At 62.4% G+C, this 13,311-nt stretch carries 7 protein-coding genes; 5 read left to right on the forward strand and 2 right to left on the reverse strand.

What is annotated here, in order from left to right:
* The first annotated feature begins 43 nt into the window (after positions 1 to 43).
* Positions 44 to 2,494 carry a membrane-bound PQQ-dependent dehydrogenase, glucose/quinate/shikimate family gene (locus J0O65_RS21205; RefSeq protein WP_215409179.1) on the forward strand — a complete coding sequence of 817 codons (2,451 nt, stop codon included), beginning with the start codon at positions 44 to 46 and terminating at the stop codon, positions 2,492 to 2,494.
* A gap of 414 nt (positions 2,495 to 2,908) precedes the next feature.
* Here J0O65_RS21205 and J0O65_RS21210 read toward each other — a convergent pair whose 3' ends face one another.
* A complete protein-coding gene (locus J0O65_RS21210) occupies positions 2,909 to 3,331 on the reverse strand; it encodes a hypothetical protein (RefSeq protein WP_215409180.1) in 423 nt (140 codons plus the stop codon).
* A 236-nt stretch (positions 3,332 to 3,567) separates the two neighbouring features.
* On the reverse strand, positions 3,568 to 7,020 hold the full coding sequence (locus J0O65_RS21215; protein ID WP_353056229.1) for a DUF748 domain-containing protein: 3,453 nt from the start codon (positions 7,018 to 7,020) through the stop codon (positions 3,568 to 3,570).
* Positions 7,021 to 7,263: 243 nt separating this feature from the next.
* Here J0O65_RS21215 and J0O65_RS21220 point away from each other — a divergent pair, with 243 nt between their 5' ends.
* The 4 genes from J0O65_RS21220 to J0O65_RS21235 all read left to right on the forward strand — a co-directional run bounded on the left by J0O65_RS21220 (position 7,264) and on the right by J0O65_RS21235 (position 13,203).
* A complete protein-coding gene (locus J0O65_RS21220; RefSeq protein WP_215409181.1) occupies positions 7,264 to 9,396 on the forward strand; it encodes a TonB-dependent siderophore receptor in 2,133 nt (710 codons plus the stop codon).
* 180 nt (positions 9,397 to 9,576) lie between these two features.
* Positions 9,577 to 9,972: a DUF2946 domain-containing protein gene (locus J0O65_RS21225; protein WP_215409182.1), complete on the forward strand. Its 396-nt coding sequence runs from the start codon at positions 9,577 to 9,579 to the stop codon at positions 9,970 to 9,972.
* Between the two features lie 93 nt (positions 9,973 to 10,065).
* Positions 10,066 to 12,150, forward strand: a complete 2,085-nt coding sequence (locus tag J0O65_RS21230) for a TonB-dependent receptor (RefSeq protein ID WP_215409183.1) — start codon at positions 10,066 to 10,068, stop codon at positions 12,148 to 12,150.
* Positions 12,151 to 12,459: 309 nt separating this feature from the next.
* Positions 12,460 to 13,203: a DNA/RNA non-specific endonuclease gene (locus J0O65_RS21235; RefSeq protein WP_215409184.1), complete on the forward strand. Its 744-nt coding sequence runs from the start codon at positions 12,460 to 12,462 to the stop codon at positions 13,201 to 13,203.
* Positions 13,204 to 13,311 lie beyond the last annotated feature (108 nt).

A 13,311-nucleotide genomic window follows, 5' to 3' on the forward strand; every position in this document is an offset into this window, starting at 1 on the left:
TGCGCAGGCGCGTGCCGCCGACTGACTCTTGTAAAGGAGCATCATGACTGCCTCTGCCCGGCCTGGACCCTTGCTTGTCATCACCGCAGCCATCTTTATCTTGCTGGGCCTGGCGCTTGCCGCCGGCGGCGCCTGGCTCGTCAGCCTCGGCGGCTCCTGGTATTACGTCGTGGCCGGCATCGGCATGCTCATCGCCGGCGCGCTCGTGTGGCAAGGACGACGCAGCGCCCAGCCTTTCCTGGCCTTGCTCTTGTTCGCCACCCTGATCTGGTCCGTGATCGAAGTGAAATTCGATTGGTGGCAATTGCTGCCGCGCCTCGATATCTGGTTCGCCGCCGCCGTCTGGCTGTTGCTGCCCTTCGTCGACCGCCGCCTCGCTCCGCGCTTGACGGCCGGGGCGAAGCCGCGCGACGCCGGCAAGAGCGCCTTGCTCGCCGCCGTCGTGGCCACCGCCGCCGTGGGCGTGTTCTCGCTGTTCCAGGATTATTACACCCTGCATGGCGAGGTGCCGGCCGAAAACATGGCGGCCGCGCCGCAAGGTGATTTTGCTCCTGGCGTGGCGCCCAACGACTGGGCCGCGTATGGCCGCTCCGGCTATGGCGACCGCTACGCGCCAGCCGCGCAGATCACGCCGGCCAACGCCGCGCAGCTGAAACAGGCGTGGGTGTACCACACGGGCGACTTCAAGGGGCCGAACGACCCGGGCGAGATCGCCAATGAAGTCACGCCGCTGAAAGTGAACGGCATGCTGTACCTGTGCACGCCGCACAACATCGTCATCGCGCTGGACCCGGACACGGGCAAGGAGCTCTGGCGCCACGATCCGAAGATCAACCGCGACGCGTCCAGCTACCAGCACATGATCTGCCGCGGCGTGGCCTACTGGGACGTCAACGCGGGTCGCGCCAAGGGCGATCCGGCGCCCGAGGCGGCCGGCATGGAGTGTCCGCGCCGCATCTTCGCGCCCACCATGGACGCCACCCTGATCGCCGTGAACGCCGATACGGGCGAGTCGTGCAAGAGCTTTGGCGAAAACGGCGTGATCGGCCTGTACCACGGCATGGGCATGAAGAAGCGGGGCTTCTTGATGCCGACGTCGCCGCCGGCCGTGGCGCAGAACGTGGTGGTGATGGCCGCCAGCGTGACCGACAATTTTTCCACGGAAGAACCGTCGGGCGTGATCCGCGGCTACGATCCCGTGACCGGCAAGCTGATGTGGAACTGGGATGCGTCGAACCCGGACGACACGGCGCCGATTGCCGACGGCAAGACCTACACCAACAACTCGCCCAATTCCTGGGGCGTGTCCAGCGTGGATGAAAAGCTGGGCATGGTGTACATCCCGATGGGCAACGAAACGCCCGACACGTGGGGCGGCAACCGCAATCCGAACGGCGAAAAGTACAACAGCGCCATCGTCGCGCTGGACCTGGCGACCGGTAAAGTACGCTGGGTCTACCAGACCGTGCACCACGATATCTGGGACATGGACATCGGTGGCCAGCCCACCCTGGTCGATATCGACACGCCGAAAGGAAAAGTGCCTTCCGTGGTGGCCACGACCAAGCGGGGCGACATTTACGTGATCGACCGGCGCGACGGCAGCCTGGTGGTGCCGGCGCCGGAAAAACCCGTGCCGACGGCCAACGCCGCCCCTGGCGACCGCCTCTCGCCCACGCAGCCGTTCTCGGCCTTGACCTTCCTGCCCGAGAAACACATCAGCGAAACGGATATGTGGGGCACGACGCCGTTCGACCAGCTGGCGTGCCGCATCATCTTCCGCCAGCACCGCTACGAAGGGCCGTTCACGCCGCAAACGGTGGCCGAAGGCAAGATCAAGGGCGCCATCATCTCGCCGGGCCCGCTCGGCATCTTCGAATGGGGCGGGGCGGCCGTCGATCCCGTGCGTCAGTTACTGCTGGTGAACCCGGACTACATGGGATTCCTGGAACGCCTGGTGCCGCGCGCCCAAGCGAACGCGAAGGGCGGCACGGGTTCCGAAATGGGCTTGCAGCCGCAGACGGGCGTGCCGTTTGCCGTGGAAATCAAGCCTTTCCTATCGCCGCTGGGCTTCCCATGCCAGGCGCCGCCGTGGGGCTACATCGCCGCCGTCGACCTGCGCACCATGAAGAAAGTGTGGATGCACAAGAACGGCACCACGCGCGACAGCGCCCCAGTCCCCATCGCCTTGCCGCTGGGCGTGCCCAGCCTGGGCGGCATCAGCACCACGGGCGGCGGCGTGGCTTTCCTCAGCAGCACGCTCGACTATTACATCCGCGGCTACGACGTGCGCAACGGCAAGACCGTGTGGAAAGCCCGCCTGCCTGCCGGCGGCCAGGCCACACCGATGAGCTATGTCTCCGACAAGACGGGCAAGCAATATGTGGTGGTGATGGCCGGTGGCCACGGTTCGCTGGGCACGAAGATGGGTGATAGCCTGGTGGCGTTTGCCTTGCCGGATGAGGCGGTGAGGGAGGCGGGGAAAGCGAAGTAAGTAAATCTGGTGCGGCACCGTCCTCACATCGGATGGCCTTTCAAGCGCAAAAGATGGGCGCAGGCACCATCAACATTTAGATGAATGCGGTGGGTGAAAATTTAAGAGCCGAAGATCTAAATCATTCATGGAGAAGATATTGGTCATTGTGGCTGTGATTTTAAATCGATAAGGACTTGATACTATTTTTTTTCTAAATTGGCTTGACAGTGCGCGCAATTGTGATAAATTCAACTGCCTGGCAATTTATATGCAAGGCAGAGCGTCACTCTTGATGTGAATGGTGTTATTAATGTTTTTGGATGAGGTGCCCAGGTAATTTTTACCGAAAGATTGCTGGCGCTATTTCTGTAACGACATGCCTGGCAATATCTGGCTGTCTCTTACGTCAGAGACCATAATAAATATGGTTATTTATAAAATTTCAGGAGCAACAATGATTGAATTGAATTTCGAGCAATTGGATTTGGTTTCTGGTGGAGATGACAAGCCATCGGGGTTGACCTCGTTGGGACAGGGAGACTGGCAGGTATATACCGGGCCTTTGCCATCTGTCCATACCCGGATTAGAAGCGGCAATAAGTCGATCCTGATGCAATCCGATGGTTCGGACGGCGATACGCCGCGGCCAGCGGGTTGGGGCGGATAACCGCCATTCATTTCCAACGCTTGGCTGGAACGCCGGAAATGGCGTATCCAGTTTAAGGTGTATTGTTGCAATATTGCGGGTAACAAACCGTGAAAATGGGAACGTAAAGAGCTTTGCTCTTTACGTTTTTTATTTTCATGAACGTCATGCGGGAGAGATGCAAGCATCAATGTTTGTATTTTCAGCATGTATTTCTACGATTGCATAGCTGTCCAGTGCTGTTATCAATGCGCGTCCTGATTCATCGAATTTGGCTAATGTATTACTTTCCTTTCACGCCCACATAGAAAAGCGGGGGAATGATTTGCCAAGACGTACAGCAGTTTGCCATTTTGCAGCAAATCGTTGATACATGCGATTGCTGGACCGTGCTTTGCCGCCGCGCCTATACAGCGTTCTTTCGGCCGTTATTTAACGCCATTTTTTATTGCGCCGCCAACCCCAGCTTCAGTCCCACCGGTTTGCCCTGCGCGGCCTCCGTTTTTTCCGGTGCCCCCGCGCTGACCCTGGCCGCCGGCGTGCCATCCTGCTGCAGGGCCGCCAGGATGGCCGCGCTGCGCTGGGCGCCCAGCTTGGCCAGCGCATCGGCGGGCAGGGGCTGCTTCGCTTCCAGCTGCTCGCGCAAGCCGTTATAGAAGGCGCCCGTGTCGGCCACTTGCGGCTCTCCTTCGATCAGCTTGCCCAGGCGTTGGAAGACGGGGATCTTGGCCGCCGCAGGAGCGGAGCCGGCCGCCGCCGCCGCGGGACTGGCCGATTCCGCCGCCTTTTTCTGCTTGTCCAGCTCGGCCTTGCCGAAGCGTTCCGCGTACAGGTCGCGCAGGGCGCCGCGTATCTTGCGTTCGCCCAGGTTCAACGGTCCCGGTTCTTCGCCCGCTTCGAGCTTGATGCCGGCCTTGGCGGCGACGGCGCGGCGCACGGCCTGGGCGCGCAGGGCGGCCGCATCCGTGTCGCTGTACTGGCCCGGCACGGCCAGCTTCAGCTGTTCGCGCTTGGCGAGGATGTGCGCCACCTGCTTGAGCTTTTCCCGCTCGGGCGGCAGCAGCACGGCGCTGCCCGGATCGAAATCGATGGCTTCGAGCTTGTCGGCGCTGATGCCCAGCAAGTTGCCCAGGGCGCGGAACGGCGCCGTGACGATCTTCGTCAGCACGTTGCCCACGGCTTTCCAGATCAGGGCGCCGTAGCTGAATTGCGGGTCGCTCATGTCGCCCGACACGGGCAAGCCCAGGTCGATGCGCCCGTCGCTATCCTTGAGGATGGCCAGCGCCAATTCCAATGGCAGCTTCAGGGCGTCCGGGCTGTCGATGCGTTCGCCCAGGGTCAGCTTGTCGAGCACGATCTGGTTGGTGCCGTCGAGCTGGCGGTTGCGCACCTTGTATTGCAAGTCCAGCGAAATCTTGCCTTCGGCCACCTTGTAGCCGGCGAACTTCATCGTGTACGGCGAGGCGGACACCATGTCGACGTTCTTGAAGACCACGTTCAAGTCCGTGTTGTCGGTCGGCGCGAAGGGATTTAATTGACCGCGCACGCGGGCCAGGCCGAATTCGTCGATGCGGCCATCGAGTTCGATCTGGCTGCGCGCATCGCGTTTCGTCGACAGGCCCGTGACGACGCCATTGAGTTCATAGATCTTGGCGGCGAACTGGGGCCGCAAGCTGAGGTCGGCGAAGTCCAGCTTGGCATTCTGCAGGCGCACGCGGCGCACGCGCACGGGGAAGGCGGCGTCGGCTGTTGTTGGCGTCGCCGTCGTCGATGGGGCGGTAGCTGGCTCTGGCGCCTTGACCAGCAGGCGCTGCGCGTTCAGGCTGCGGTCGTTTTCGATGATCAGCTGGGCGTTCGGCTCGACCACGCGCAGTTCGGGAATGTCGACGAAGTCGGGGCCCACGCTGGCCGTCAGCTTGTCGGCGCGCACGCTTTTCCACGAGGCGAAGCGCTTGCCATCCGTTTCATTGAGCACGAGGCCGGCAATATCCACGCCGCCCTCATAGCGTACCTTGGGCGCTTTCGGCGCGCCGCCACCCGTCGTCAGGCGGCCGCTGCCGGAGAGCGTGCCACCTGCCAGCTTCAGTTTCAGATGCTGCGCCAGCAAGGGCTGCACGGGCGCCAGGGCCAGCTGTTTCAGGTTCAGCTGCGCATCGACGGCGGCCGTGCCCGGCACGAACTTGCCGCTGGCCGTCAATAGTCCGCCTTCGCGCAGACCCACGCCCAGCTCGAACGGCAGCGCCTGTTTCATATCGTTGCTGACGTTCTGCAGGGACAATCTGGCATCCTGCAGGTTGCCCTTGATGCCAGTGCCCGCATCGTCGAAGCGGGCGCCGAACTGGCTCAGGTCCACCTTGTCGATGCGGGTGGACCAGGGCGCGGATGGCGCGTCGCTGGCGCTTTCGGTTTTGCCGGAGGTAAACACGGGCAGCTTTTGCGCGATCGCAAACTCTCCCTGGCGGTTGCGCGCCAGGTCGATCTGCGCGCCGCTGGCCGTCACGGCGCCCAGGTGCACGCTATGCGCCGCCAGGTCGATCTTGCCTTCCGTAAAACCCAATTGGGCCAGCTTGAATGGCGTTTGCGCGCCCCGTTGCATGGCAAGGTCGGCCAGGCTGAAACTGGCGCCGTCGATCACGGTGGCCATGCCCGCTGGACCTTGCTGCAAGCCCAGTTGCAGCTGCAGCTGCAACTGTTTCGCGCTCAATTGCAGGGCGGGCGAGACGGTTTCATCGATGGCGGACACGTCCACATTGGCCAGCGCCAGCTGTTTTAAATCCACTTTCCACTTGCCAGGCTGGGCTGGCGCGGCGGCGGCCGCTGCCGCAGGTGCGGGATTGCCCGGCAGCATCAGGTTCGCCACGTCGATCTCGCCCTTGGCATCGCGGCGCACGGCCACCTTGCCGCCGTACAGATTGACTTTATCCACCGTGGCGTGCTGGCGCGCCAGGTCCACGTTCACGCCGGCGATGCCCAGGGTACTCAGCGACGTAAAGGCGTCGCTCTTGCCACTTTGCACCAGCGCCAGGTCGCGCAAGGCCAGTCCCGCGCCTTTGAGGTGGGCTTCCAGCTTGCCGTCCGCATACGAAAAGGCGTAGGGCAAGCGGGCCGACAGCTTGCCGCTCGTCACCGTGGCGCGCGTATAGGCTTTCAGGTAGGCGGCCAGGCCGGGCAGGGAAGCGTCGTTCAGGATCAGTTCGCCATCACCGCGGATGGGATTCAATGACGCCGTGCCGCGCCAGTGCAGCTTGCCGCCGCGCGATGCATCCGCGCTGAGGCTGTAGCTGCCGTTGGCGTCGGGCAGGGTCGAGATATTCTCGAGCGTGAAGTCGATGGGCGTGAAGTTGTCCGCGTAGCCCGCCTTCTGGTCTTGCCAGTCCACCTTGCCTTGTTCCAGCGCGAAGTGGCCGATGATCAGGCGCGGCATGCCGCCGTCGCTCTTGTCCGGGTGATGGCGTTGCCAGGTGGCCAGCACTTCGGCCAGGTTGAACTTGCCGTCCGGCGTGATCGTCAGCTGCGCCTGCGGCGCCGTGATGCGGATTTCCGCCAGGCTCCAGGCGCGGCGCACGATGGATTTCCATTCCAGCTGCACGGCCAGGGCGCCGATGGACAGCAGGGGCGCGCCGCTCTTGCCGTCCGCGCTGGCCGCTTCCGTGAAAGCGATCTGGTCCGCTTCCAGGCGCAAGCTAAACGGGTTGAAACGCACATCGGCGATGCTGGCCTGGCGCGCGAGTTCTTTCTCGGCGAATTTGGGCAGCTGGTGCTTGATGACGTAGGGCACCAGCCAGAAGCCGGCCGCGCTGTAGGCGGCCAGCACGCAGCCTGTGCCGACGGCCCAGCGCTGCCAGCGTTTCCAGCGAAATGATTTCGTCTGCACGCTTTTGTTGTCGATTGTGTTCACGAACTTACCTTTTGATTTTGATCTGGTGGGAGGGCGCGCCCGGCGCGCCGTGACTGTCAGTATGCCTCTTTGCGGCCTCGTCTGCAAAATCCAAACGTGTTCAAGTGATAACAGGCGCCATGGTGACCTTATTTCTTCTGTAAAACTCACACAAACTCACTCTTACTTGATAATGATTCTCATTATCGGTATCATGGCCGCTAACCGTAAGTTTCCATCTGTACATATTGAAAGCCTGAACTCATGCCTGTCATTTTTCCCCGCACCCGCTTGCTTCCAGTTGCCGCCGCCTTGTCGCTGGCCTTCGCTTCCCCTGCGGCATTTGCCGCTGGCCAGGACGATTTGACGGCTGGCGATGCGAAAGTCATGCAGGCCGTGCAAGTGACGGGCGCCCGCGCGCAAGGCCTGGTACCGGTCACCACGGAGGCGGGCAGCTTTCGCGGCGCCAACATCATGGACGTGCCTTCCACCGTCAACGTGATCACGCGCGAATTGCTGGAGCAGCAAGCCGTGTCCGGCCTGTACGATGCCGTGCGCAATACGGCGGGCGTGACGCGCCAGCAAAACGGCGGCGAGACGTGGGACCAGCTGGTGATACGCGGCATCGCCGTGGAAAACCGCACGAATTACCGCCTGAACGGTTCCATGCCCATCATGAACTTCTCGCAAGTGCCCATGGAAAACAAGGAGCGGGTGGAAGTGCTGAAGGGCGCCTCGGCCCTGTACTACGGCTTCACCTCGCCGGCCGGCGTCGTCAACTTCGTCACCAAGCGGGCCGGCGGCAAGCCCGTCACGAGCATGGGCCTGAGCCTCGATGACCGGGGCAGCTTTGTCGCGAATGTCGACGTGGGCCGCCGCTTCGGCGCGCAGCAGGAGTTCGGCGTGCGCATCAATGCCGCCGGCGGCACCCTGGGTTCTTATCTGGACAACGTTGGCAATGGCAACCGCCGCTTCCTCGCCACGGCGCTGGACTGGAGAGTGACGAACAAACTGCTGCTGAAAGCCGACCTGGAGTACGAGCGCCGCAAGGTGACGGAGCAGGCGGGCGTGGCCTTGCCGGCCGCCGTGAAAGGCGTGATCACCTTGCCGCGCGCCGTCGATCCGCGCAAGCTGATCGGCCCGGACTGGTCGAATTTCGAGGCGCAGACGAAAAACGCGCAATTGCGCGCCGACTACGCCATCGCGGACGGCTGGGCCTTGACGGTGGAGGCGGGCCACTCGGAAACGGCGCGCGACCGCCGCCTGGCGATCTTCCGCCTGAACAACGCGGCGGCCGTGCAAACGGGCGCGGGCCGCATCACCGGCAATATCCAGCACAGCGTGACGGCGTCGGACTTGCTGCGCGCGGAACTGGCCGGCAATTTCCACACGGGGTTTATCGCCCATGAACTGACCCTGGGCGCCTCGCGCACGGACAAGTCGCAAGATCCTATCTATCAGAGCAACTATACGATCGCGTCGCAAAACCTGTACCAGCCCGTGCCCGTGACGGCTGTCGTGTTCGGCCCGAAACCGACTTCGCCGACGACGGCCGCGCTCGACACGCGCGACACGGGCTTGTACGCGCTCGACCGCATGGTCTTCAGCCCGCAGTGGCAAAGCGTCATCGGCGTGCGCCGCAGCAGCTATCAAAGCGACCAGGGCGCCAGCCACTACGACGTCAGTAAGACCACGCCGATGGCGTCCTTGATCTACAAGGCCACGCCGGAGCTGTCGTTCTACGCATCCACGGCGCGCGGGCTGGAAGAGGGCGAGACGGGCCCGACGGGCACGCTCAACCAGGGCGTGAAGATGGCGCCCGGCGTGAGCACACAAAAGGAACTGGGCGCGCGCTGGCTGACGCCGGGCGGCACCTTGCTCTCCGCCGCCTTGTTCGACATCACGCGTCCCGGTTACTACACGAATGCTAGCAACGTATTCACCTCGGATGGCGAGCAGCGCTACCGCGGCCTGGAACTGTCGACCCAGGGCAAGCTGACGCGCCAGCTGTCGTGGCAGACGTCGGCCCAGTTGCTCGACCCGAGGTTTGCGCATATCAACGCCGACTACAACGGCAAGGCGCCGGAAAACGCGTCGAAACGCACGGCCAGCGCCTTCCTCGCCTATGCGTTCGATGCCGTGCCGGGCCTGTCCGTCAATGGCGGCGCGTATTATTACAGCGCCCGTCCCGTCAACGACCTGAACCAGGCCTTCCTCGGCGGCGTGGGCCTGTTCAGCGCGGGCGCCCGCTATGCGAGCCGCGTGCTGAACAAGGCCGTCGTGTGGCAGCTGAACGTGGAGAATCTTGCCGACAAGCGCTACTGGGCCGGCGCCGGCACGCGCCTGGCCTCGGGGGCGCCGCGCGCCATTAAGCTGTCGATGAAGGTGGATTTGTAAGAACGCCTATCAAAACCTACTGCGCGTCGTAATTTGCGGCCTGCGATGCTCACTGTACCTTCGTACAGTTGCGCTTCTCGACCACAACTTCCTTCCGCTCGCTACGGTTTTGTTCGGCGTTGTAAGTCAGGTTTGACCTGAGCCCTGTGCGCAGGGTGCTTGCCCTGATACAATGTTGCCATGTTCATCAGCAAAGGTAAGGCCGGCATCGTCCTGTGGATCGCGTGTATCGCCATCTTCCTGGCCGCGCTCGCCCCCACGGTATCGCGCGCGCTGACGGTCGCCAGCGGCCTGGCCGTGCCCAGCCTGGAAATCTGCTCGGTGGCCGGCGGCATGACCATGCTGCCCGCGACACTCTCCACGGACGCACCCGATACCTCCAAGGGCAGCATGCGCATGGGCGATTGCCCGTGCTGCAGCATGCATGCGGCCACCCTCGATATTCCCCCAACGACCCTCGTGCTCGCTTCAGGAGAAATCCTCACGGGCTTGCTGCCCCTGCTGTTCTACCAATCCGCCACGCCGCTGTTCGCCTGGACGCCCGTCCAGCCCCGTGGCCCGCCCGCCGCTTTCTGACCTGTCCCTTTCCCTGAACGGCCTTGCGCCGCGCGTCACTGCGCCGCGCTGGCATCCGTTCGTCTTGCCCATACAGAATCTGAAAGCAGCACCATGAAACATTTACCGTTATTGATTTCCCTCGCCATCGCCATGCCCGCCGTGGCGCAAACGCGTACTGAAGAGGTTTTGCCCGAGATGAAAGTCATCGTCACGGGCCTCAAGCAAGGCTACCGTCCCGCCGCCGACACGGCGCTGATGCTCAGCAGCACGCCCGGCTACAGCGTGGCGGCCGCTGGCGGCGTGTCCGGCTTGCCAGTCGTCAATGGCTTCGCCGATGACCGCATCAAGATTCGCATCGATGGCATGGAATTGACGTCGGCCTGCGCCAATCACATGAATGCGCCGCTGTCGTACATCGACCCGCAGCAGGTGCAGCGCATCCGCCTGATCGCCGGCGTGACACCCGTCAGCGCGGGCGGCGACAGCATCGCCGGCACCATCGACGTGCAATCGAACGCGCCCGTGTTCGCCCAGCCTGGCGCGGGGCTGCTGACGCAAGGCAGCTTTGCCGTCTCGGGCCGCAGCGTCAACAACAGCGTGGCGACCAGCGTGCATGCGTCGGCCGCCAGCGACACCCTGAGCGTCGGCTACAGCGGCGCTTACACGCGCGGCCACAGCTATGAAGATGGGCATGGCAACACGGTGCTGGCCAGCATGTATGAAAGCATCAACCAGGCCATCGTGCTGGCGGCCAAGCGCGATGGCCAGCAACTGACCCTGCGCGCCGGCGTGCAGCACATCCCGTACCAGGGTTTCCCGAACCAGTACATGGACATGACGGACAACCACGGCCAGTTCGCCAACCTGGCCTACCAGGGCACGTTTGCCTGGGGCGTGCTGGACGCGCGCGCCTACTGGCAGCAGACGGACCACGAGATGGGCTTTTTCTCGCCCGAGCGCAAGGGCACCATGCCGATGATGACGCATGGCCGCAACACGGGCTATGCGCTGATGGCCAGCCTGCCGATGGCCGCAGGCGAGTTGCGCCTGGGCCAGGAGTGGCACGGCTTCCGCCTCGACGACTATTGGCCTGCCGTGCCCGGTTCCATGATGATGGGGCCGCGCACCTATTTGAACATCAATGACGGCAAGCGCGAGCGCACCGTGCTGTTTGGCGAACTGGAAACGCGCCACGGCCAGGATGCGCGCTGGACCAGCGTGCTGGGCGTGCGCGGCGAATCCGTGCGCATGGACACGGGCGACGTGCAATCGTACGGCAGCAACATGATGAACATGCCGGACCTGATGGCCGCCAAGGCCTTCAATGCACGCAGCCGCAGCCAGCGCGACACGAACATCGATGCCTCGGCGCAAGCGACCTACACGCCGGACGCGGCCAGCAGCTATGCATTCGCGCTGGCGCGCAAGGTGCGCTCGCCGAATCTGTACGAACGTTATTCCTGGGGCCGCGGTTCGATGGCCATGACCATGACCAACTGGTTTGGCGACGGCAACGGCTACGTGGGCGATATCGATTTGAAACCCGAAACGGCCTACACGGCGGCCTTCACGGCCGACTGGCATGGGGGCGGCGAGGACGGCTGGTTCCTGCGCGTCAATCCCTATTACAGCAAGGTCGACAATTACATCGACGTCGATGTGCTGGCGTCTTTCCATCCGTACATGAAAATGGGCGCGAATGGCAACTTGCTGCGCTTTGCCAACCACGACGCCAAGCTGTACGGCGCCAACCTGGCATGGCAGCTGCCGCTGAGCAGCAGCGCGCGCTGGGGCCGTTTCATGGCGACGGGCAATGCCGCATACACGCGGGGCAAGCGCGGCGATGGCGGCGACCTGTACCGCATGATGCCGTTCAACGCCCTGTTCGCCGTCGAGCACAGGCTGGGCGCCTGGAGCAGCCGCATCGAGGCCAAGGTGGTGGCCCGCAAGGACAAGGTCGACGCCCGCCGCTTCGAACCGGAAACGGGCGGCCATGCGCTCGTCAACCTGCGCAGCAGCGTGGCATTGAGCAAGATGGCCAGCCTGAGCGCCGGTGTCGGCAACCTGTTCAACCGCGCGTATGCGGACCCGCTGGGCGGCGTCTACCTGTCGGGCTTGAAGGCGAACGGCGGGGCGCTGCAAGCCTTGCCGGCCGAGGGCAGGTCGATTGATGTCGGCTTGCAGCTGACGTTCTAAGGCAGTAGGGAGAAAAGGCGCCTTTCAGCTCCCTATCGGGGACTGGAGGGCGCACTGGGCTTGCCATCTTGGTAATCGCTGGCGCCGGGCAGGTCGTGACAAAGCGAGTATGTTTCTTTTCGATAATTTGTTATTCTCTTTACCGTAAATAATGCCGACTAAGGCATGGAGAGCTCGCTTGTTTTGGCAAGCCTAGGCTGCTGCCACCAGTTTCCGGACCGCCGCCTGCGGCAGAGCTATGCTGGTGTTGTGACCTTGCTTGAAAATGCAGACTGAAATGATGATCATTTCGTCTTCTGGATCCATTTTATGGATAATAAAAGAAGATCTGAAAAGGGAAATATGCATACGCACGCTCACAAAATACAAGATCAAGCAGGCGCATCGCTTGCGCGCGAACCGACTCAAACGCAAGAGGCAGGCAGTAGCCACCATCGGCCGATGCAATCGATGGATTCTCATAAGCTGGCGTACAGCAGCCATCAAGTCGCACAGCCACCTCAGTCGCCGGCTGTGGCAAATAGCTATGCCAAAGGGCTGACACCGAGTGTGCCCGCCGCTGCCACGTATCCAATCCAGCGCATAAAAAAGGTGTCTTTGGTAACGAATAAAAAAACCAAGAAGTCGATATGGGCCAAGGGACAGGTGAAAGACTTCAAAGGGGGGACAAGTGCGGGGAATAATGGATGGGTAGGCGTGGAAACATATCGCGCCAGGTATCAAGTGGAAAGCAAGGATGGACAGTTCAGCGATAGCGGCGCTATCGATCCACTCTATAACGATTTCACCAACCCGGAGGCCGGGCACGTATTGGCCAAGCAAAATGGTGGCAATGGAATGGATCCAAAAAATGTCTTCGCTCAGGACGGGGGGACGAATAACAGCAAGTACAAGGCATTCGAAAACCGTATGCGCAATGCGCTGGATCTGTACGACGCCAAGGATAAGGTGACATTTGTCTGCTATCTGGCGGGTACCGATATAAAACAGGGCGTGATCGCCGATGCCGGGATGGATACTGCCAGCGATATCTCGTCTGACGATGACAGTTGATGCAAAGGGCGGGAGCCCGGGTTTTGCGCCGGGAGGCTCCATCAATGTCCTTACAGGTGATCCCCCGTCACCCATTGCCTGATCAACCATCCTTTGCCAGCGGCGCCC

The sequence above is a fragment of the Janthinobacterium sp. JC611 genome (assembly GCF_018682595.1).
Lineage (GTDB): Bacteria > Pseudomonadota > Gammaproteobacteria > Burkholderiales > Burkholderiaceae_D > Janthinobacterium.